Origin of the sequence: Pseudonocardia sp. Ae717_Ps2, assembly GCF_001932475.1 — a bacterium.
Lineage (GTDB): Bacteria > Actinomycetota > Actinomycetes > Mycobacteriales > Pseudonocardiaceae > Pseudonocardia.
Genome location: NZ_MCIS01000001.1, coordinates 4,664,716 through 4,684,475, shown reverse-complemented (window position 1 = coordinate 4,684,475; position 19,760 = coordinate 4,664,716). Strand labels below are relative to the sequence as shown.

Genomic DNA, 19,760 nt, shown 5'->3' with positions numbered 1-19,760 from the left:
ACCCGGTCGCCCGGAAACACATCGCATCACGAGGCACCTTGCAGGCGATCCCCCGTTCCGCGTGGATGCGGAGCGGGAGCACCGGAAGGACCCCCATTGGGCACGTTGGTACTGGCGGCCGAGGAGTTCACTCCGCCCGGCGCAGGTCTGTTCGAGTACCCGCCGATCTTCGGCGCCGTCACCAAGCCGATGGTGCTGGCGGTCCTGTCGCTGATCATCGTCGCGGCCGTCTTCACGCTGGGCACGCGCAAGCTGTCCATCGTGCCGAGCCGATTCCAGTTCGGGCTGGAGTCCTTCTACAACATCCCGCGCAACACCATGGCGCGTGACCAGATCGGCTCCGAGGAGTTCAAGCGGTACATCCCGCTGATCCTCGGCCTGTTCAGCTTCATCCTGGTCAACAACATCTTCGCGATCGTCCCGTTCATCCAGTTCCCGACGCTGTCGCGGATCGGGTTCCCCATCGCGCTGGCGTTGTTCGTCTACGTCTTCTACCACTACGCCGGGTTCAAGAAGCACGGGTTCTTCGGCTACATCAAGCACGCCGCGCTCCCGCCGGGCGTCCCGGTCTTCATCGCGCCGCTGATCATCGTGATCGAGCTGCTGCAGAAGTTCCTGGTGCAGCCGCTCTCGCTGGCACTGCGTGTGTTCGCCGCGATGTTCGCCGGCCACCTCATCCTCGCCCTGACCGCCGTGGGTGCGGCGTTCCTGTTGTCGGCGGGCTCCGCGCTCGTCATCGCGTCGCCGGTGGTGTTCGCCGCCGGGATCGCGTTCACGTTCCTGGAGGCGCTGGTCCAGGTCATCCAGGCCTACGTCTTCGCCCTGCTCGCCGCCGTCTTCATCGGCGCGGCGATCTCCGAGGACCACTGACCGCACCACCGAGACCCCGGTGCCGCCGGCACCGCGCTCGCACCACCTGCTTCATCCGCCGGCCCGCCCGGGCCGATACACCGAACGACCCGCATTCCGCGGACCCGACGGAAGGAAACCCGAAGTGAACGTCACCCAGGTTCTGGCCCAGGAAGCCGCCAACATCAACCCGGGCCTCGCGGCCATCGGGTTCGGCGCCTCGGCCATCGGCGCCGGTATCGGCGTCGGCCTGATCTGGTCGGCCGTCATCAGCGGCACCGCCCGCCAGCCGGAGGCCCGCGGCCAGCTGATGGGCATCGGCTGGACCACCTTCGTTCTCGCCGAGCTGGTCATGCTGATCGGCCTGGTGCTCTTCTTCATCGCGCAGTAAGAGCCGGCAGATCACTCTCATGCCGGTCCCGGTACCGGCGGCCATGTCAGGGAAGGACACACGGTGGAACTGATTCTCGCCGCCGAACAGCCGCTTCCGATTCTCCCGCACCTCGATGAGCTCGTGCTCGGCCTGGTCGCGTTCGCGATCCTGCTGTTCCTGCTCTGGAAGTTCGCGGTCCCGCGCTTCGAGGCGCTCTACGAAGAGCGGACCGACGCGATCGAGGGCGGCCTCAAGCGTGCTCAGGAGACCCAGGAGCAGGCGGACCGGCTGAAGAGGGAGTACGAGGAGCAGCTCGCCGGCCTCCGGGCCGAGGCGGCGCGCATCCGCGACGACGCCCGGGCCGAGGGCCAGCAGATCAAGGCCGAGCTCCGCGAGGAGGCCGAGGCCGAGGCCGCACGCATCAAGGCCCGTGGCGAGGAGCAGGTGGCCGCGGCGCGCGACGCCGCCCAGCGTGCTCTGCGCAACGAGGTCGGGGGCCTGTCGGTCCAGCTGGCCGAGCGCCTGCTGCGCGAGCAGCTGGCCGACGACTCGCGTCGCTCCGCGACGATCGACTCGTTCCTCGGTGAGCTCGACCAGCAGGGCGTGGCCCAGCGGAGCGGGGCGAACTGATGGCGGCTGTCCTGCAGCCCGCCAGCCGTGAGTCCCTCGCGGCGCTGACCGAGCGGCTGGACTCCTGGACCGACTCCGCGTCGGCCCGGGACCTGACCACGACCGCGGACGAGCTGTTCGCGGTGGCCCGGTTCCTGGACTCCGAGCGGTCCGTCCGGCGCCTGTTGGCCGACGCGTCGTCTCCCGAGGACGCCCGTGTGGACCTGGTCCGCCGGCTGTTCGGGTCCCAGCTCTCGCAGCCGACCGTGGACCTGGTCTCCGAGCTGGTGCGCAAGCGCTGGTCGACCGCCCGCGACATCGTCACCGGTGCGGAGGGCCTCGCCCGCCGCGCGGCCATCGCGATCGCGGACCGCAACGGCTCCCTCGACGAGGTCGAGGACCAGCTGTTCCGGTTCGGCCGCATCGTGGCCCGCGAGCCGCAGCTGGCGAGCCTGCTCGGCGACACCGCCCGGCCCGTCGAGGGTCGTGTCCAGCTCCTGGACTCGGTGCTCGGCGACAAGGTCTACCCGGTGACGGCGACGCTGCTCCGTGAAGCGGTCCGGCTGCCCCGCAGCCGGCACCTCGACGTCGTCGCCGAGGAGCTCGCCGAGCTCGCGGCGGCCCGCCGGGACCGCTCGGTGGCCAAGGTGCGCACACCCGTCGAGCTCTCCTCCGAGCAGGAGACGAAGCTCGCCGAGACCCTGGGCCGTATGTACGGCCGCACGATCTCCCTGCAGGTCGAGCTCGACCGGAGCCTCCTCGGAGGCCTGGTCGTGCAGGTCGGCGGCGAGGTCATCGACGGCAGTGTGGCGGGTCGACTCGCCGCAGCTCGCCGATCCCTGCCCAGCTGACCTGCTTCGGACGCGATCGCCGGAGCCCCGGCGGAACGACCCGAAGACCCCGTTCGAGAGAAGGAACGACGCAGCCATGACAGAGCTGACGATCTCCTCCGAGGAGATCCGGAGTGCGATCTCCAGCTACGTCTCGTCGCTGGAGAGCGGCACGTCCCGCCGTGAGGTCGGGATCGTCGCCGACACCGGTGACGGCATCGCCCACGTCGAGGGACTGCCCTCGGCCATGACCAACGAGCTGCTCGAGTTCGAGGGCGGCGTCCGCGGCGTCGCGCTGAACCTCGAGCAGAACGAGATCGGCGCGGTCGTCCTGGGCGACTACACCGGCCTCGAGGAGGGCCAGCAGGTCACCCGCACCGGCGAGGTCCTGTCCGTGCCGGTCGGCGAGGGCTACCTGGGCCGGGTCGTCGACCCGCTGGGCAACCCGATCGACGGCCTCGGCGACGTCGAGAGCGACGCCCGCCGCGTGCTCGAGCTCCAGGCGGCCGGCGTGATGGACCGCCAGTCCGTCGGCGAGCCGCTGCAGACCGGGATCAAGGCCATCGACGCCATGACCCCGATCGGCCGCGGCCAGCGCCAGCTGGTGATCGGCGACCGCAAGACCGGCAAGACCGCGGTCTGCGTCGACACGATCATCAACCAGAAGGAGAACTGGGAGTCGGGCGACCCGACGAAGCAGGTCCGCTGCATCTACGTCGCCATCGGCCAGAAGGGCTCCACGATCGCCGGTGTCCGGCAGTCCCTGGAGGACGCCGGAGCGCTGGAGTACACGACGATCGTCGCCGCCCCTGCGTCCGACCCGGCCGGCTTCAAGTGGCTCGCCCCCTACACCGGCTCGGCCATCGGCCAGCACTGGATGTACCAGGGCAAGCACGTCCTGATCGTGTTCGACGACCTGTCGAAGCAGGCCGAGGCCTACCGTGCGATCTCGCTGCTGCTGCGCCGCCCGCCGGGCCGTGAGGCCTACCCGGGCGACGTCTTCTACCTGCACTCGCGTCTGCTGGAGCGCTGCGCGAAGCTCTCCGACGCCCTCGGCGCGGGGTCGATGACCGGTCTGCCGATCATCGAGACCAAGGCGAACGACGTGTCGGCCTACATCCCGACCAACGTCATCTCGATCACCGACGGCCAGGTCTTCCTCGAGTCCGACCTGTTCAACCAGGGCGTCCGGCCGGCGATCAACGTCGGCATCTCGGTCTCCCGGGTCGGTGGCTCGGCGCAGATCAAGGCCATGAAGACGGTCTCGGGCTCGCTGCGTCTGGACCTGTCGCAGTACCGCGAGCTGGAGGCGTTCGCCGCCTTCGGTTCCGACCTCGACGCCGCCTCGGCCGCCGCTCTGGGCCGTGGCGAGCGCCTGGTCGAGCTGCTCAAGCAGGCGCAGTACGCGCCGGTCTCGGTGCAGGACCAGGTCGTCTCGATCTGGCTGGGCACCTCCGGCAAGCTCGACTCGGTGCCCGTCGCCGACGTGCAGCGCTTCGAGGCGGAGTTCCGCGAGTACTCGCGGCGCCACGCCTCCGGTGCCCTGAACGAGATCACCGACACCGGGAAGCTCTCCGACGACGCCGTCGAGACGCTGACCAAGGCGGTCGACGAGTTCAAGCGCAACGAGTTCACCGCGTCCGACGGTTCCTCGGTCGTCCCCAAGGAGAAGGCCGAGAAGGCTCTCGACGAGGACGATATCGAGCAGGAGACCGTCACGGTCAAGAAGAACTGAGGCTGATACCCGATGGCGGCACAGATCAGGGTGCTGCGCCGGCGTATCCGGTCGACGCAGTCCATCAAGAAGATCACCCGTTCCCAGGAGCTGATCGCGACCTCACGGATCGCGAAGGCCCGGGCACGGGTGGACGAGGCGCGTCCGTACGCCGAGCTGATGACGAGCACCCTCTCGGAGCTCGCGTCGAACTCGGCGCTGGACCACCCGCTGCTCGTCGAGCGGGAGCAGCCGAAGCGCGCCGCGGTCCTGGTCGTCACCAGTGACCGCGGTCAGTGCGGCGGCTACAACGCCAACGTCCTCAAGGAGGCCGAGCAGCTCCAGGCCCTGCTCCGCGAGCAGGGCAAGGAGCCGGTCCTCTACGTGATCGGCCGCAAAGGCGTCTCGTACTACCGGTTCCGCAACCGGGAGATCGAGCAGTCCTGGACCGGCTTCTCCGAGCAGCCGGGCTACGAGCACGCGGCCGAGGCGGCGAAGACGCTGGTCGACGCGTTCATGGCCGGCGAGGACGACCACGACGGGAATGCCGACGGCACCCACGGCGTGGACGAGCTGCACCTCGTGCACACCAGCTTCAAGAACATGATCACCCAGGTGCCGCAGGCCCGGCGGATGGCTCCGCTCGAGGTCGAGTACGCGGCCGACAGTGCCTCGGCGAAGCCGGTCGACGAGATCGACAGCGACGCCGACACGGCCGAGAGCCAGCGGGACCACCCGGAGACCAAGGGCCTCCAGCCGCTCTACGAGTTCGAGCCGGACCCGGACACGCTCTTCGACGCGCTGCTGCCGAAGTACATCGGGGCCCGCCTCTACGCGGCCCTGCTGGAGTCGGCGGCGTCGGAGTCGGCGAACCGGCAGCGGGCCATGAAGGCCGCGACGGACAACGCCAACGAACTGATCCGTAGCCTGACCCTGGAGGCCAACCAGGCTCGCCAGGCACAGATCACCCAGGAGATCAGCGAGATCGTCGGTGGGGTCGACGCTCTCGCCAGCGCAGGAAGTGAGAGCTGATGACCACGACCGCCGAAACTTCGGCTGGCCCGATCACCGGGCGCGTCGTCCAGGTGACCGGCCCGGTCGTCGACGTCGAGTTCCCGCGTGACCAGGTCCCGCACCTGCTCAACGCGCTCACGCTGGAGGTGGACCTCTCCGGCGACAAGCGCAAGCTGACCCTGGAGATCGCCACGCACCTGGGCGACAACCTGGTGCGGGCCATCTCCATGCAGCCCACCGACGGTGTCGTGCGCGGCCAGGAGGTCACCGACCTCGGCCGCCCGATCTCCGTCCCGGTCGGCGACCAGGTCAAGGGGCACGTGTTCAACGCCCTCGGCGACTGCCTGGACGACCCGTCCATCCAGTTCACCGGTGACCTCCGGTCGATCCACCAGAAGGCCCCGCGCTTCGACGAGCTCGAGGGCAAGACCGAGATGCTGGAGACCGGCATCAAGGTGCTGGACCTGATGACGCCCTACGTCGTCGGCGGCAAGATCGGTCTGTTCGGTGGTGCCGGTGTCGGCAAGACCGTGCTGATCCAGGAGATGATCCAGCGTGTCGCGCTGAACTTCGGTGGCACCTCGGTGTTCGCCGGCGTCGGTGAGCGCACCCGTGAGGGCAACGACCTCATCACGGAGATGACCGAGTCGGGCGTCATGAAGAACACCGCCCTGGTGTTCGGTCAGATGGACGAGCCGCCGGGCACCCGTATGCGCGTCGCGCTCTCCGCGCTGACGATGGCGGAGTACTTCCGCGACGTGCAGGAGCAGGACGTCCTGCTGTTCATCGACAACATCTTCCGGTTCACCCAGGCCGGCCAGGAGGTCTCGACCCTCCTCGGCCGCATGCCGTCCGCGGTGGGCTACCAGCCCACCCTGGCCGACGAGATGGGCGAGCTGCAGGAGCGGATCACCTCGACCCGCGGTCGTTCGATCACCTCGATGCAGGCGATCTACGTCCCCGCGGACGACTACACCGACCCCGCTCCGGCGACGACGTTCGCGCACCTCGACGCCACCACCGAGCTCTCCCGGCCGATCTCCCAGAAGGGGATCTACCCGGCGGTGGACCCGCTGACCTCGACCTCGCGGATCCTGGACCCGCAGTACGTCGGTGACGAGCACTTCCGCGTCGCCAACGAGGTCAAGCGGATCCTGCAGAAGTACAACGACCTGCAGGACATCATCGCCATCCTCGGTATCGACGAGCTGTCCGAGGAGGACAAGCAGCTCGTCGGCCGGGCGCGTCGCATCGAGCGCTTCCTGTCGCAGAACCTCCTGGTCGCCGAGCAGTTCACCGGCCAGCCGGGCTCGACGGTCCCGCTCAAGGAGACCATCGAGGCGTTCGACAAGATCGCCAAGGGCGAGTTCGACGACGTCCCGGAGCAGGCGTTCTTCCTCTGCGGTGGTCTCGACGACCTGGAGAAGAACCGCAAGAAGCTGGAGAGCTGATCCTCCATGCCTGCTGAGATGACCGTGGAGCTGGTCTCGGTCGAGCGTCGGCTGTGGTCGGGTGACGCACGCTTCGTGCTCGCCCGGACCACGGTCGGCGAGGTCGGCATCCTGCCCGGCCACCAGCCGATGCTGGCCCAGCTGGAGGAGGCCGGGGTCGTCCGCATCGACTCCACCGACGGCTCGAAGCGCACCATCGCGGTGCACGGCGGGTTCCTGTCGGTGTCGGCGGAGCGGGTGTCCATCCTCGCCGAGTTCGCCGAGCAGGCGGACGAGATCGACGTCGAGCGGGCCCGGCGGGCTCGCGACGGTGCCGACTCGTCCACCGACGAGGGGAAATCGGCGATCGCCCGGGCCGAGGCCCGCCTTCGGGCGGCCGAGGCGAACTAGTACGGGGACCGGACACGGCAGTGGAGCTCATCGCGGCGATCGTCGGAGTTCTGCTGCTGTGTCTGGTGATTCCCCTGGTCTGGCTCGCCGTACGGCGGGTACGACTCATGCGAGGCGGCGGTGTGGACCTGTGTCTGCGCCGCCGTTTCGCTGTCACGGACTGGCACTTCGGCGTCGGGCGCTACGAGGGCGAGCGCTTCGCCTGGTACCGCCTGACCAGCTTCCGGATCGGGCCGACCGTCGTGATGGACCGGGCCGATCTGGAGATCGTCGACCGGCGGCCGCCGCACCGGTCGGAGGAGTTCGCGATCCCGATGGCGGTCGAGGTGCTGCGCTGCCGTGGCCGTGACGCCTCCGGGCGCGACGTCGACGTCGAGCTCGCGATGTCCGCGGGCGTCCGGACCGGCTTCATGGCCTGGCTGGAGTCCACGCCCCCGGGCCAGGGACACGGGTTCCGCGAGGCGTCCTGACCCCGCGGACCCCGTGGTGTTGCGGAGCCGACCGCTCGGGCGTTCCGTCCCGCGCGGTCGGTCAGGCGTCGGCGGTCGGGGCGCCGTGCGGGCCACCCGGCTGCCACAGGACGTCGCCGTCGGGGTTCGCGACCCGGCCGAGGATGAACAGCAGGTCCGAGAGCCGGTTGAGGTACTGCGCCGTCAGCGGGTTGGCCCGCTCCCGGTCGGCCTCCAGCAGGGCCCACACGGACCGCTCGGCACGGCGGGTGACGGTCCGCGCGACGTGCAGGTACGCGCCGCCGGGGGTGCCGCCGGGCAGGATGAACGACTTGAGCTTGGGCAGCTCGAGGTTGAACTCGTCGCACCAGCCCTCGAGCCGGGTGACGTAGCCCTCGGTGATCCGCAGCGGCGGGTACTCGGGATTCTCGACGATCGGCGCGCACAGGTCGGCCCCGACGTCGAACAGGTCGTTCTGGATCTGCCGCAGCGGGTCGGCGACCCGCTCGGCGAGCCCGCCGACCGTCACCGCCACGCCGATCGCGGCGTTCGCCTCGTCGGTGTCGGCGTAGGCCGCCAGCCGGGTGTCGGTCTTGCGGACCCGGCTGAAGTCGCCCAGGGCCGTCGTACCGTCGTCGCCGGTCTTCGTGTAGATCCGCGTCAGGTTCACCGCCACCCCGACAGGCTAGGCGCGCCGGTGCTCCGGCGACCAGACGCGGGGGTGCGCCGGACGGTCCGAAGGTGCAGGGCCGTCCGGGGCGGGCATCCGGCGCGGTGACGGTCCCGTTACCGTTCCGGGCGTGGTGGAGCATTTCGCGGTCAACGGCGGGGCCCGGCTGAGCGGGTCCGTCGACGTCGTCGGGGCGAAGAACAGCGTGCTCAAGCTCATGGCGGCGGCACTGCTGGCCGAGGGACGGACGACGCTCGAGAACTGCCCGGAGATCCTGGACGTGCCGCTGATGGCCGACGTCCTGCGGAGCCTGGGCTGCACGGTCGCGATCGAGGGATCGACCGTGCACATCGACGTGCCCGCCGATCCCGGCGCGGAGGCCGACTACCGGTCGGTGTCCAAGCTGCGTGCGTCGGTGTGCGTGCTCGGGCCCCTGGTGGCGCGGTGCCGGCGGGCGGTCGTCCCGCTCCCCGGCGGCGACGCGATCGGCTCGCGGCCGCTGGACATGCACCAGAACGGGCTGCGCAAGCTCGGCGCGACCACCGACATCGTGCACGGCAGCGTCACCGCGACGGCGGGAGACCTGCACGGCGCGCAGATCTGGCTGGACTTCCCGAGCGTCGGGGCGACCGAGAACATCCTGATGGCCGCGGTGCTCGCCGAGGGCACCACGGTCATCGACAACGCGGCCCGCGAGCCGGAGATCGTCGACCTCTGTGTGATGTTGCAGCAGATGGGCGCGAAGCTGGAGGGTGTCGGCAGCTCCACGCTGACCGTGCACGGCGTCGCCGGGCTGCAGCCCACCACGCACCGCGTCATCGGGGACCGGATCGTCGGTGCCACCTGGGCGTTCGCTGCCGCCATGACCCGTGGCGAGGTCACCGTGCGCGGCGTCGACCCGCACCACATCGACCTGGTCCTGGACAAGCTCCGCAGCGCGGGCGCCGAGATCACCACCGGCGAGCAGGAGTTCTCGGTCGCGATGTCCCGGCGCCCGGAGGCGGTCGACTTCGTGACGCTGCCCTACCCGGGCTTCGCCACCGACCTGCAGCCGATGGCGATCGCGCTCTCCGCCGTCGCCGAGGGCACCTCGATGATCACCGAGAACGTGTTCGAGGCGCGCTTCCGCTTCGTCGACGAGATGGTGCGTCTGGGTGCGGACGCCCGCACCGACGGCCACCACGCCGTCGTCCGCGGGCGGCCCGAGCTCTCCAGCGCGCCGGTGTGGGCCAGCGACATCCGGGCGGGCGCCGGGCTGGTGCTGGCCGGGCTGTGCGCGCGGGGCACCACCGAGGTCTGGGACGTCGCGCACATCGACCGCGGCTACCCGCGGTTCGTGGAGAACCTGTCCGCGCTGGGCGCCGACATCCGGCGCGTCGCGGGCGAGCCGGAGCGGTAGGGCGGGTCCGCCCGCTGCTGCTCCGAACGGCCCAGCAGCCCGGCGGGCCGGCCCGCGCCGTGTCACCCTTCGCGTCAACTCGACGAGGAGGCCCGTCATGGTGAGCACCCCCGACGCCGCCGACGTCTCGCAGGCCGGCCGCAAGGCGGGCCGCGGGGCGCGGGACGCCGCGCACTCGACACCGGTGCGCGTCGCCGCCCGGGCCGGCATCGCCGCGAACGGGGTGGTGCACCTGCTGATCGGCTGGCTCGCCGTCCGGATCGCGCTCGGCTCGGGCGGGCAGGCCGACCAGAACGGCGCCCTCGGGGCGATCGCCGCCGAGCCGGCGGGGCGGGTGTTCCTGTGGGCGTTGGTGGTCGGCTTCGCCGCGGTCGTCCTGTGGCGGACCGTCTCGGCGGTGTGGGGCTTCCACTACATCGGTGACGGCACCAAGCGCACGGTGAAGCGGGTCGTCGCCGGCGGGCAGGCCGTCGTCTACGCGGTGCTCGCCGTCACCGCGGCGACCACCGCGATCAGCGGACGCACGTCCGGTGGTGGCGGTGGTCGGGCGACCGCCGGACTGCTGGGCCTGCCGGGCGGGCAGGTCCTCACCGCGCTGCTGGGGCTGGGGGTGCTGATCGGCGGCGGGGTGATGGCCTGGAACGGCTACCGGACGACGTTCACCGAGGACCAGGACCTCGGTGGCGCCGACACCCGGCTGCGGCGGATCAACGCCCGCACCGGACAGGTCGGGTACATCGCCAAGGGGATCGCGATCGGCGTGCTGGGCGTCCTGCTGGGCGTCGCCGCACTGACCTTCGACCCGCAGCGCGCCAACGGGCTGGACTCCGCGCTCAAGGCGCTGCGCGAACAGCCCTACGGGGTGTTCCTGCTGGTCGCGGTCGGCGTGGGGATCGCCTGCTACGGCGTGTTCTGCTTCCTCGACGCCCGCTACCACCGGGTGGGCTGAGCGCTCAGTCCAGCGAGCGACGGCTGAGCACCACGCGGGCGTCCCCGACGTCCCGGGGGAAGACGAGCAGTGCCCAGCCGCCGTCGTCGGCGCGGGAGGTCGTCGCCCGGATGCCCTCGGACCGCAGCCGGTCGCGCAGCACCTGCGCCGCCTCCGGCCCGGGTACCCGGGAGACCTCGGTGAGCAGGCCGGTCGCGACCGGGTCGTCCGGGTCGTCGGTGGGCAGCGCGTGGTGCTTCTGGTGGCCGTAGGTCCAGCGCAGCAGCAGCGCGAGCACCGCCAGCATGATCGCGATGCCGATGACCGCGCCGAGCCGCGGGACCAGGTCCAGCTCCATCCGCCGATCGTCGCACCCGGACGGGCGACACGCCCTGTCCGAGGGGGCGGGTGGTGAACCGATCCAGCGCTCGGTTTCCCGTGCGGATCGCGTACTTTGCCGAACATGCCGACTGTGACGAGGGACGACTCCGTGCCCGCCGTCGGCTACTGACGAGTAGGATCTGTCCGCATCACAGGCAGTGCCGACTGTGCTCCCGCGACGACACGGAGGTCCCGGTGCCGTACCCCACCGATCGTGAGCGCGACCGTCCGTGGGTGATCCGCACCTACGCCGGTCACTCCTCGGCGGAGAAGTCCAACGAGCTGTACCGCCGCAACCTGGCCAAGGGCCAGACGGGGCTGTCGGTGGCCTTCGACCTCCCGACCCAGACCGGCTACGACCCCGACGACGAGCTCGCCAAGGGCGAGGTCGGCAAGGTCGGCGTGCCGGTCAGCCACATCGGGGACATGCGCACCCTGTTCGAGGGGATCCCGGTCGCCGAGGCCAACACCTCGATGACGATCAACGCCCCGGCGATGTGGCTGCTCGCGCTGTACGTGGCCGTCGCCGAGGAGCAGGCGGAGCAGTCCGGTCTGGACTACGCCGAGGTCCGCGCGAAGCTCGCCGGGACGACCCAGAACGACATCGTCAAGGAGTACCTGTCGCGGGGCACCTACGTGTTCCCGCCCGGGCCCAGCCTGCGGCTGATCACCGACATGGTGGCGTGGTCGGTCGGTGAGATCCCGAAGTGGAACCCGATCAACATCTGCAGCTACCACCTGCAGGAGGCCGGGGCGACGCCGACGCAGGAGCTGGCCTACGCGCTGTCGACCGCGATCGCCGTCCTGGACTCGGTGCGCGACTCCGGGCAGGTGCCGCCGGAGAAGTTCGGCGACGTCGTCGGACGCATCTCGTTCTTCGTCAACGCCGGCATCCGGTTCGTCGAGGAGATGTGCAAGCTCAGGGCGCTGGGCCGGCTCTGGGACGAGATCACCCTCGAGCGCTACGGCGTGCAGAACCCCAAGCAGCGACGCCTGCGCTACGGCGTGCAGGTCAACTCGCTCGGGCTGACCGAGGCGCAGCCGGAGAACAACGTCCAGCGCATCGTGCTGGAGATGCTCGCCGTCACCCTGTCCCGGGACGCGCGTGCCCGCGCCGTGCAGCTGCCGGCCTGGAACGAGGCGCTCGGCCTGCCGCGGCCGTGGGACCAGCAGTGGGCGCTGCGGATGCAGCAGGTGCTGGCCTACGAGACCGACCTGCTGGAGTACGAGGACATCTTCGACGGCTCCCGGGTCGTCGAGGCGAAGGTGTCCGAGCTCGTCGAGGGCGCCCGCGCCGAGATCGACCGGGTGCAGGAGATGGGCGGCGCGGTCGCGGCCGTCGAGTCCGGCTACATGAAGGGCGAGCTGGTCAACTCCCTCGCCGCCCGCCGTCGCCGGCTGGAGTCCGGTGAGGAGGTCGTGGTCGGGGTCAACAAGTTCGACACGACCGAGCCCAGCCCGCTGCAGGCCGAGGGCGCCGACGCGATCTTCACCGTCGACCCGGCCACCGAGCGGGCCGCGGTCGAGGCGATCCGCGAGTGGCGGGCCGCGCGGGACCAGGACGCCGTCGAGGAGGCGCTGCGGGCGCTGCGCGACGCGGCCAAGACCGAGCAGAACCTCATGCAGGTCTCGATCGACTGCGCCAAGGCGGGCGTGACCACCGGCGAGTGGGCCGGGGCGCTGCGCGAGGTGTTCGGGGAGTTCCGGGCCCCGACCGGAGTGGCGGGGGCGAGCATGTCCGGCGAGGGCGCCACCGAGATCTCCGAGGTCCGCGAGCGGGTCCGCGCCACCGGCGAGGAGCTGGGCCAGCGGCTGCGCATGCTGGTCGGCAAGCCCGGGCTCGACGGCCACTCCAACGGCGCCGAGCAGGTCGCCGTGCGCGCCCGCGACGTCGGGTTCGAGGTCGTCTACCAGGGGATCCGGCTGACGCCGTCGCAGATCGTGGCGGCCGCGGTGCAGGAGGGCGTGCACGCCGTCGGGCTCTCGGTGCTGTCCGGGTCGCACCTGGAGGTCGTGCCCGCGGTCGTGCAGGGGCTGCGTGACGCCGGGGCCGGGGAGGTGCCGGTCGTCGTCGGCGGGATCATCCCGCCCGAGGACGAGAAGCGGCTGCGTGAGGGCGGGGTAGCGGCGGTGTTCACGCCGAAGAACTTCCGCCTGACCGGGATGATGGACGAGATCGTCACCCTGATCCGGGAGTCGCAGGGTCTGGGCTGACCGCGCCGGCCGGGCGGTACGCGCCGCCCGGCCGGGAGCTCAGCCCTCCTCCTTCTCGCTCCCGCGGCGGCTGAGCAGCTTGAACCCGGGGATCCCGACGATCGCCTGCCGGACCTCCTTGAGCACGTCCAGGAGCTCGTGCACGTCCGGTCCGACACGGTCCAGCGTCGTGAGGATCGGCATGATGTCGTCCTCCATGTGCTCGGTGAACTTCGGGAGCTGGTCCACCAGCCGGATCGCGGCGCGCACCTCCTCCTCGGAGAGCTCGTCGACGAAGCGCTGGGCCAGCGGCGCCGCCCGGCGGGCCAGCGGGCCGTAGAGGTCCAGCAGTTCACCGGCCTGCTCGCTGGCGCCCGCGGCCTGCCCGACGACCTCTCCGGCGCGGTCGGACACCGCCTTCGCCGCGGTGACGACACCGGTCGCGTCGGTGGTGACGGTCTCGACCTGCCCGATGAGGCCGCCGGCGCGCTCGCTGATCTCGCCGACGGTGCGGATGAGCCCGCCCGCCTCGCCGGTGACGGTGTCGACCCGCGCGAGCAGCCCGCTCGCGTTCCCGGTGACCACCGAGACCTGCTCGACGATGCCCTCGGCGTTCTGCGAGACCGTGGTGACCCGGCGGACGAGGTCGCCCGCCTCCTCGGACACCGTGGTGACCCGCCGGACCAGCTCGCCGGCCTCGTCGGAGACGGTGGTGACCCGCCGGACCAGGCCGTCGGCCTGCTCGGACACGGTGGTGACCTTGCGGACCAGGGTGTCGGCCTCGTCGGCGACCCCGCCGACCCGCGCCACCAGCTCCTCGGCGTTCCCGGCGACGCCGGTGACCCGCCCGACGAGCTCCTCCGCGTTCCCGGCCACGCCGGTGACTCGTCCGACGAGCTCCTCGGCGTTCCCCGCGACGCCGGTGACCCGGGCGACGAGCGCCTCGGCCTGCTCGGCGACCGGGCGGATCCGGGACACGAGCCCGGTCGCCTCCTCGGCGACGGTGTCGACGGTCCCGATCAGCCCCTCGGCCCGGTCGACGACGCCGTCCACCCGGTCGAGCAGCTGCTCGGCGCGGGTCGCGATCGTGCCGATCCGGCCGACCAGCGCGCCGACCTCCTCCAGCAGCTCCCCGGCCCGCGCGGGCAGCCCGGCGACGGTCCCGGCGAGCTCGCCGGTCGCCTCGACCACCGACGCAGCGCCGGTGAGCAGGTCGGACGGGCCGGGAACGTGGATCCCCGCGATACGCAGTGCCATGACCGGGATCCTTGCACTCCCCGGCGGCGCGCGTCGGTCACGAGTCCGGGGTGCGGGCGCAGAGCTCGTCGACGGTGAGATCGCGCGGCGGCAGGTTCGCCGCGGTGAACCCGAACGGCGCGGCGAGCTCCAGCCAGCGCCCGGACTCCTGCAACGCGGTGAGCCCGCGGTCGAACTCCTCGCGGAAGGCACTGTCGGCGGGGCGGAAGGCGAACGCCCCGGCCCCGACGACCGGGCGTCCCGCGACCTCGGGGGCGAACGCGGCGGTCACCTCCAGCCCGATGCCCGCATTGCGGCGGACCTCGTCGAGCAGCGCGATGCGGGTGAGCGCGCCGACCTGCGCGCCGCCGTTCGCGACCTCGCGCACCAGCGCTCCCTGCGAGTCGACGGTGACGATGTGGTCGGCGTGGATGCCCGCGGCGAGTGCGTACTCCTGCTCGGCGCTTCCCTCGAGCACCGCCAGCGTCGCCCCGGAGCGGCGGACCCCGGCCAGCGTCGCGACCCCGAGGGGGTTGCCGACCGGGACCACCAGGCCGGTACCCGCCACGTAGTCGGGGCGGGAGAACGCGACCTGCTGGCAGCGCAGCGCGGTGATGGTCAGCCCGACCGCGATGACGTCGAAGCGGCCGTCGAGCAGACCGGGGATGAGCTGGTCGAACCTCGTCTGGACCGCGGCCAGGCCGCTGCCGCCGAGGTCGGTGACGACCGCGCGGGCCACCTCCGGGCTCTCCCCGGTGACCCGCCCGGAGCCGTCGGTGTAGCCGAACGGGCGCTCCCCGGACAGCCCGACGACGACGTCGCCGCCGGCGCGCAGCCGCGACAGCGGGTCCGACGGCCCGCCGCAGCCGCCCAGCAGCGGCCCGGCCAGCGCGGTCCCGCCGAGGGCGGCGGCCGCCCCCAGCAGACGGCGCCGGCTCAGCCGGGTGGTGGTGCGGATGTGCATGGTCCCGCGAGCCTAGGTGCCGATCAGTCGGTCCACTGCGGGGCCCGCTTCTCCAGGAACGACGCCATGCCCTCGCGGGCACCCCCGGACTGCGACATCGACGCCATCACCTCGGCCGCGACGGCGTAGGCGTCGGCCTCGGGACGGTCGAGCTGGGCGTAGAGGGTCTGCTTGCCGACGGCCTTGGACAGCCTGCTGCCCCGGGTCGCGCGGGCGAGCAACTCGTCCACGCGGGCGTCGAGGTCGTCGTCGGGGACGGCGTAGTTGACCAGACCCCAGTCGGCGGCGGTGGCCGCGTCGATCGGGTCCCCGGTCAGGGCCAGCTCCATCAGGCGTTTGCGGCCGATGTTCCGCGCGACCGGGACGGCCGGGGTGTGGCAGAACCAGCCGCCCTTGCCGCCGGGCAGCGCGAACGTCGCGGACTCCGCGGCGACGGCGAGGTCGCAGGACGCGACGAGCTGGCAGCCCGCCGCCCAGGCCGTCGCGTGCACCCGGGCGATCACGACCTGGGGCACCGACTGGACGGTGTGCATGACCGTGGTGCACAGGCGCAGCAGGGTGCGCACCCCGGCGAGGTCGCGCTCGGCGACGTCGCCGAAGTCGTGGCCGGAGGAGAACGCCTTGCCCTCCCCGGCCAGCACGATCCCGGTCGCGTCGCTGCGTCCCGCGCTCTCGAACGCGTCCAGCAGCTCCCGCAGGTGGCCCTCGGTGAGGGAGTTGCGTCGCTGTGGGCGGTTCATCGTGATCCGGACCGTGTCGCCGTCCTGCTTGACCAGCAGGTGCTCGTAGTCGGTCATGCGGGGAACGGTAGCCCGGAATCCGCTCGCCGCCGAGACCCCGGCGCGCTACCTTGACCCTGTGACCGGATTCGTCGATCCAGTCATGGAGCACGGAGGGGGAGCGGTGGCGGTATCGGACGGACCGGGTGCGGAGGACACCGCCCGGACGGAACGGGTGCTCGACGCGGCGGGCGAGCTGCTCGTGCGGCAGGGCTACCGGCGGGTGACCATCGAGGACGTCGCGCGCCGGGCCGGTATCGGCAAGGGCACCGTCTACCTGCACGTCCGCACCAAGGACGCGCTGTTCCTCACCGTGCTGCTGCGGGCGCAGCGGCGGCTGTTCGCCGACCTCGCCGACCGGATGCTCGTCGAACCGGTGGTCGCGCTGCCCTGGGGGATGTCGCGGATGTTCTATCTGCGGCTGGCGGAGGACGACGTCGCACGGGCCCTCTACCGGGGCGACGACGAGGTCCTCGGTCGGCTCGCGCACGAGGCCGCCGGGACGCTCGAGGGGCTCGGGCGCCACCACGACGGCGCCATCCGGGAGCACTTCCTGCTGCTGCGCGCCGCCGGTCTCGTCGACGACGACCTGCCCGTCGACGAGCAGATCCACGTGTGGGGCGCGGCGTCCCGGGGGTTCCTCCTCTCCGACGGCCCGGGTGGCACGTTCGCGCCATCCGGGCCCGAGCACACCGCCGCCCTGATCGAGCACGGCCTGTCCCGGCTGCTGGCCGGGCCCGCCCCCGCGGCCGGCGCCGCGGGCGTCGCGGCGGAGGTCGCCGCGCTGTACCGACCGCTCGTCGACCACATCGACGAGGAGTGGAGACGACGCGTCCGCCGACCCGAGCGCGCGAGAGAGGCAGTGGTGAGATGACTGCACCGAGCACTCCCGGTGGAGCCGTGGACCTGCTGGACCCGGCTGTGACGACCGACCCGTACGCGGCCTACGGGCGGCTGCGCGAACAGGCCCCGACCACGACCGTGACGATGATGGGCAGCCCGCCCGCCGTCCTGGTCACCCGCTACGACGACGTCCGCACCGTCCTGACCGATCCGCGTTTCGTGACCGACCCGGCGCTGGCTGGCGGGCCGGACAACCGCGAGATGATCATGAAGCAGATGGGGGTCCCCGACGACGTCGCCGACTACCTGCTGCGCACCATCCTCACCGTCGACGGCGCGGAGCACACCCGGCTGCGCAGGCTGGTGTCGCGGGCGTTCACCGTGCGGCGGGTCGCGGCGCTGCGCCCGCGGGTCGAGGAGATCACCACCGCACTGCTCGACCAGGTCGTGGCCGCCGGGGCCGGCGGGGCACCGGTCGACCTGGTGGAGGCGCTGGCCTACCCGCTGCCGATCACGGTGATCTGCGAGCTCGTCGGGGTGCCGGAGGCCGATCGCGCGCAGTGGCACGAGTGGGGCGAGATCCTCACGACGATGGACCGCGAGCGGACCGGCCCCGCGCTGCGGGCGGCGATCGCGCACGTGCACGCCCTCGTCGACGCCCGCCGGGCCGAGCCGGCCGACGACCTGATCAGCGCGCTCGTCGCCGCGCAGGAGGACGACGGCGATCGGCTCTCGGACCGCGAGATGGTCACGATGATCTTCGCGATCGTCATGGCCGGGCACGAGACGACCGCGCACCTGCTCAGCAACGGTGCGCTGGCGCTGCTCGGCGCCCCGGACCAGCTCGCCGCGCTGCGGGCCGACCCGGCCGGCTGGCCCGCGGCGGTGAACGAGCTGATGCGGGCCCGCGGCCCGGTGCAGTTCACCCAGCTCCGCTACCCGACCGTCGACGTCGAGCTGGGCGGCACCGCGATCCCGGCCGGGACCCCGGTGATCGCCGGGCTGCTCCCGGCCAACCACGACCCGCGGGCCTTCGACCGTCCCGACGAGCTGGACCTCGCCCGTCCGACCGGCCGTGGCGAGGGGCACGTCGGGTTCGGGCAGGGCGCGCACTACTGCCTGGGCGCTGCGCTGGCCCGCCAGGAGGGCGAGGTGGGGCTGCGGATGCTGTTCGAACGGTTCCCCGGCCTGCGCCTCGCCGTGCCCGCCGAGGAGGTCGTGTGGCTGCCCCGCCCCGGGTTCAGCCGGGTCGCGGCGCTGCCGGTGCGTGTCGGGTGATCGCCGGGTGATCGCCGGGAGTGGAGCCCAGGGCGCAGCCGACTGCACCCGGCGCTCCACTCCTGCCGATCATGGAGCGGCGATCACGAACGGCGGCCGTGGGCGCCGGTCAGGTGCCCGCGTCGTGCAGGGTGAGCAGGGTCCAGGCGGCGAGTGACTGGGCGTCGGTGAGCTCGCCGCGCCGGATCATCGCCGTCAGCTCGGCGGCGGTGAACCAGGCGGCGCGCATGTCCTGCTCGGAGTGCTCACGGCGCGGCGGCCCCGCGGTCAGCCCGGTCGCGAGGTAGACGTGTCCGCGCTGACTGGACATGCCCGGCGCGCAGTCGAGCGTGCCGAGCAGGGTCATGTGCTCCGCGGCCAGCCCGGTCTCCTCGACGAGCTCACGCACCGCCAGCTCGGCCGGGTCCTGGTCGGCCCGGTCGGGCGCGGTTCCCGCCGGGAACTCCCAGCGGCGGCCGCCCACCGGGTAGCGGTACTGCTCGACGAGGTGCAGGCGGCCGTCGTCGTCGCGGGGGATCACCAGGGCATAGGTGGGCTTGTCGACGACGCCGTAGAAACCCTCGGTGCCGTCCGGGAGCCGGATGCCGTCCTCGCGGACGGTCATCCAGTCGTTGGCGTACACCTGCCGGGTCGAGGTCTGCTCGATCACCCGCCCAGGGTGATCCATCCGCTCGGCCCTACAGTGAGGCGGGTGCGTCTCGTCATCGCCCGCTGCCAGGCGGACTACGTCGGACGGCTGACCGCCCACCTGCCCATGGCCCCCCGGTTGCTGCTGGTCAAACGGGACGGCTCGGTGAGCATCCACGCCGACGACCGTGCCTACAAGCCGCTCAACTGGATGTCCCCACCGTGCTGGCTCACCGAGGAGCCCGGTGTGTGGACGGTGCGCAACAAGGCCGACGAGTCGCTGGTCATCACCATCGACGAGGTGCTGCACGACTCCAGCCACGAGCTGGGCGTCGACCCGGGCCTGGTCAAGGACGGCGTCGAGGCGCACCTGCAGGAGCTGCTCGCCGCGCACCCGGAGACCTTCGGGGAGGGCCACACGCTGGTCCGGCGCGAGTACATGACCGCGGTCGGCCCGGTCGACCTGCTGCTGCGCGACGGGAACGGCGCGCACGTCGCGGTCGAGGTGAAGCGCCGCGGCGAGATCGACGGCGTCGAGCAGCTCACCCGGTACCTGGAGCTGATGAACCGTGACCCGCTGCTCGCGCCGGTCGAGGGGGTGTTCGCGGCCCAGCAGATCAAGCCGCAGGCCCGCACGCTGGCCGTGGACCGCGGGATCCGCTGCGTGACCGTCGACTACGACGCGCTGCGGGGCATGGCGCGCGACGACCTGCTCCTGTTCTGAGGCGGCTGTTCCGAGGCGGCCTCACCGGGCCGGTGCGGCCCCGCCGGGCCAGCGCGGGC

General features: G+C 71.9%; 21 protein-coding genes. 15 read left to right on the top strand and 6 right to left on the bottom strand.

The features are described 5' to 3' along the window. The first annotated feature begins 96 nt into the window (after positions 1-96). The 9 genes from atpB to Ae717Ps2_RS21330 all read left to right on the top strand — a co-directional run bounded on the left by atpB (position 97) and on the right by Ae717Ps2_RS21330 (position 7,700). Positions 97-870, top strand: coding sequence for a F0F1 ATP synthase subunit A (atpB, locus tag Ae717Ps2_RS21370; RefSeq protein ID WP_020621510.1), 774 nt, complete (start codon positions 97-99; stop codon positions 868-870). 124 nt (positions 871-994) lie between these two features. Then, positions 995-1,240: a F0F1 ATP synthase subunit C gene (locus Ae717Ps2_RS21365; protein ID WP_020621511.1), complete on the top strand. Its 246-nt coding sequence runs from the start codon at positions 995-997 to the stop codon at positions 1,238-1,240. Between the two features lie 63 nt (positions 1,241-1,303). Then, complete coding sequence (locus Ae717Ps2_RS21360; protein WP_083695233.1) at positions 1,304-1,852, top strand: F0F1 ATP synthase subunit B; 549 nt, start codon at positions 1,304-1,306, stop codon at positions 1,850-1,852. Beyond that, the gene (locus tag Ae717Ps2_RS21355; protein WP_075310505.1) at positions 1,852-2,682 is read left to right on the top strand and encodes a F0F1 ATP synthase subunit delta; all 831 of its coding nucleotides are present in this window, start codon (positions 1,852-1,854) and stop codon (positions 2,680-2,682) included. Before Ae717Ps2_RS21360 ends, Ae717Ps2_RS21355 begins: the two co-directional genes overlap by 1 nt. Positions 2,683-2,758: 76 nt before the next feature. Next, positions 2,759-4,396, top strand: coding sequence for a F0F1 ATP synthase subunit alpha (gene atpA / locus Ae717Ps2_RS21350; RefSeq protein WP_075333822.1), 1,638 nt, complete (start codon positions 2,759-2,761; stop codon positions 4,394-4,396). Between the two features lie 12 nt (positions 4,397-4,408). Continuing rightward, positions 4,409-5,407 (top strand): F0F1 ATP synthase subunit gamma, encoded by a 999-nt coding sequence (locus tag Ae717Ps2_RS21345; protein WP_075333821.1) that lies wholly within the window; start codon positions 4,409-4,411, stop codon positions 5,405-5,407. Then, positions 5,407-6,840 (top strand): F0F1 ATP synthase subunit beta, encoded by a 1,434-nt coding sequence (atpD, locus tag Ae717Ps2_RS21340; protein WP_075310511.1) that lies wholly within the window; start codon positions 5,407-5,409, stop codon positions 6,838-6,840. Before Ae717Ps2_RS21345 ends, atpD begins: the two co-directional genes overlap by 1 nt. Before the next feature lie 18 nt (positions 6,841-6,858). After that, entirely contained in the window at positions 6,859-7,230 is a 372-nt protein-coding gene (locus Ae717Ps2_RS21335) for a F0F1 ATP synthase subunit epsilon (protein ID WP_020621465.1), read from the top strand. Between the two features lie 20 nt (positions 7,231-7,250). Then, a complete protein-coding gene (locus Ae717Ps2_RS21330; protein ID WP_020621464.1) occupies positions 7,251-7,700 on the top strand; it encodes a DUF2550 domain-containing protein in 450 nt (149 codons plus the stop codon). A 61-nt stretch (positions 7,701-7,761) separates the two neighbouring features. On the opposite strand, the gene Ae717Ps2_RS21325 is transcribed toward Ae717Ps2_RS21330, so the two are convergent. Further along, positions 7,762-8,355 (bottom strand): cob(I)yrinic acid a,c-diamide adenosyltransferase, encoded by a 594-nt coding sequence (locus Ae717Ps2_RS21325; RefSeq protein WP_075333820.1) that lies wholly within the window; start codon positions 8,353-8,355, stop codon positions 7,762-7,764. A 124-nt stretch (positions 8,356-8,479) separates the two neighbouring features. Between Ae717Ps2_RS21325 and murA the strand changes: the two genes are divergently transcribed. Together murA and Ae717Ps2_RS21315 are read left to right on the top strand one after the other, a co-directional pair. Further along, the gene (gene murA / locus Ae717Ps2_RS21320) at positions 8,480-9,748 is read left to right on the top strand and encodes a UDP-N-acetylglucosamine 1-carboxyvinyltransferase (RefSeq protein ID WP_020621462.1); all 1,269 of its coding nucleotides are present in this window, start codon (positions 8,480-8,482) and stop codon (positions 9,746-9,748) included. A gap of 97 nt (positions 9,749-9,845) precedes the next feature. Then, the gene (locus tag Ae717Ps2_RS21315) at positions 9,846-10,697 is read left to right on the top strand and encodes a DUF1206 domain-containing protein (protein ID WP_075310513.1); all 852 of its coding nucleotides are present in this window, start codon (positions 9,846-9,848) and stop codon (positions 10,695-10,697) included. Between the two features lie 4 nt (positions 10,698-10,701). Here Ae717Ps2_RS21315 and Ae717Ps2_RS21310 read toward each other — a convergent pair whose 3' ends face one another. Beyond that, a complete protein-coding gene (locus Ae717Ps2_RS21310) occupies positions 10,702-11,034 on the bottom strand; it encodes a hypothetical protein (RefSeq protein WP_083702457.1) in 333 nt (110 codons plus the stop codon). Between the two features lie 218 nt (positions 11,035-11,252). Between Ae717Ps2_RS21310 and Ae717Ps2_RS21305 the strand changes: the two genes are divergently transcribed. Further along, the gene (locus Ae717Ps2_RS21305; protein WP_020621459.1) at positions 11,253-13,271 is read left to right on the top strand and encodes a protein meaA; all 2,019 of its coding nucleotides are present in this window, start codon (positions 11,253-11,255) and stop codon (positions 13,269-13,271) included. A gap of 39 nt (positions 13,272-13,310) precedes the next feature. Here the strand turns inward: Ae717Ps2_RS21305 and Ae717Ps2_RS35380 are convergent, their stop codons facing one another. From Ae717Ps2_RS35380 to Ae717Ps2_RS21290, 3 genes are read right to left on the bottom strand one after another with little or no spacing between them, the layout of a single operon-like run. Beyond that, the gene (locus tag Ae717Ps2_RS35380) at positions 13,311-14,507 is read right to left on the bottom strand and encodes a methyl-accepting chemotaxis protein (protein WP_083702456.1); all 1,197 of its coding nucleotides are present in this window, start codon (positions 14,505-14,507) and stop codon (positions 13,311-13,313) included. A gap of 37 nt (positions 14,508-14,544) precedes the next feature. Then, on the bottom strand, positions 14,545-15,450 hold the full coding sequence (locus tag Ae717Ps2_RS21295) for a transporter substrate-binding domain-containing protein (RefSeq protein WP_020621457.1): 906 nt from the start codon (positions 15,448-15,450) through the stop codon (positions 14,545-14,547). A gap of 23 nt (positions 15,451-15,473) precedes the next feature. Continuing rightward, positions 15,474-16,247 (bottom strand): enoyl-CoA hydratase-related protein, encoded by a 774-nt coding sequence (locus Ae717Ps2_RS21290; RefSeq protein WP_020621456.1) that lies wholly within the window; start codon positions 16,245-16,247, stop codon positions 15,474-15,476. A 106-nt stretch (positions 16,248-16,353) separates the two neighbouring features. Here Ae717Ps2_RS21290 and Ae717Ps2_RS21285 point away from each other — a divergent pair, with 106 nt between their 5' ends. Together Ae717Ps2_RS21285 and Ae717Ps2_RS21280 are read left to right on the top strand one after the other, a co-directional pair. Continuing rightward, a complete protein-coding gene (locus Ae717Ps2_RS21285; protein WP_158071529.1) occupies positions 16,354-17,103 on the top strand; it encodes a TetR/AcrR family transcriptional regulator in 750 nt (249 codons plus the stop codon). Next, positions 17,100-18,350 (top strand): cytochrome P450, encoded by a 1,251-nt coding sequence (locus tag Ae717Ps2_RS21280; protein ID WP_075310519.1) that lies wholly within the window; start codon positions 17,100-17,102, stop codon positions 18,348-18,350. The genes Ae717Ps2_RS21285 and Ae717Ps2_RS21280 overlap by 4 nt, the downstream gene beginning before the upstream one ends. A gap of 109 nt (positions 18,351-18,459) precedes the next feature. Here Ae717Ps2_RS21280 and Ae717Ps2_RS21275 read toward each other — a convergent pair whose 3' ends face one another. Beyond that, entirely contained in the window at positions 18,460-18,954 is a 495-nt protein-coding gene (locus Ae717Ps2_RS21275) for an NUDIX hydrolase (protein WP_233147794.1), read from the bottom strand. 87 nt (positions 18,955-19,041) lie between these two features. Between Ae717Ps2_RS21275 and nucS the strand changes: the two genes are divergently transcribed. Next, entirely contained in the window at positions 19,042-19,701 is a 660-nt protein-coding gene (gene nucS / locus Ae717Ps2_RS21270) for an endonuclease NucS (RefSeq protein ID WP_075333819.1), read from the top strand. Positions 19,702-19,760 lie beyond the last annotated feature (59 nt).

Coding starts and splice junctions, on each gene's coding strand:
- atpD (WP_075310511.1), top strand. CDS start 5,407: ATGACCACGACCGCCGAAACTTCGGCTGGCCCGATCACCGGGCGCGTC.
- atpA (WP_075333822.1), top strand. CDS start 2,759: ATGACAGAGCTGACGATCTCCTCCGAGGAGATCCGGAGTGCGATCTCC.
- Ae717Ps2_RS21290 (WP_020621456.1), bottom strand. CDS start 16,247: ATGACCGACTACGAGCACCTGCTGGTCAAGCAGGACGGCGACACGGTC.
- Ae717Ps2_RS21310 (WP_083702457.1), bottom strand. CDS start 11,034: ATGGAGCTGGACCTGGTCCCGCGGCTCGGCGCGGTCATCGGCATCGCG.
- Ae717Ps2_RS21345 (WP_075333821.1), top strand. CDS start 4,409: ATGGCGGCACAGATCAGGGTGCTGCGCCGGCGTATCCGGTCGACGCAG.
- Ae717Ps2_RS21295 (WP_020621457.1), bottom strand. CDS start 15,450: ATGCACATCCGCACCACCACCCGGCTGAGCCGGCGCCGTCTGCTGGGG.
- Ae717Ps2_RS21275 (WP_233147794.1), bottom strand. CDS start 18,954: ATGACCGTCCGCGAGGACGGCATCCGGCTCCCGGACGGCACCGAGGGT.
- Ae717Ps2_RS21280 (WP_075310519.1), top strand. CDS start 17,100: ATGACTGCACCGAGCACTCCCGGTGGAGCCGTGGACCTGCTGGACCCG.
- Ae717Ps2_RS21315 (WP_075310513.1), top strand. CDS start 9,846: ATGGTGAGCACCCCCGACGCCGCCGACGTCTCGCAGGCCGGCCGCAAG.
- Ae717Ps2_RS21355 (WP_075310505.1), top strand. CDS start 1,852: ATGGCGGCTGTCCTGCAGCCCGCCAGCCGTGAGTCCCTCGCGGCGCTG.
- Ae717Ps2_RS35380 (WP_083702456.1), bottom strand. CDS start 14,507: ATGGCACTGCGTATCGCGGGGATCCACGTTCCCGGCCCGTCCGACCTG.
- Ae717Ps2_RS21335 (WP_020621465.1), top strand. CDS start 6,859: ATGACCGTGGAGCTGGTCTCGGTCGAGCGTCGGCTGTGGTCGGGTGAC.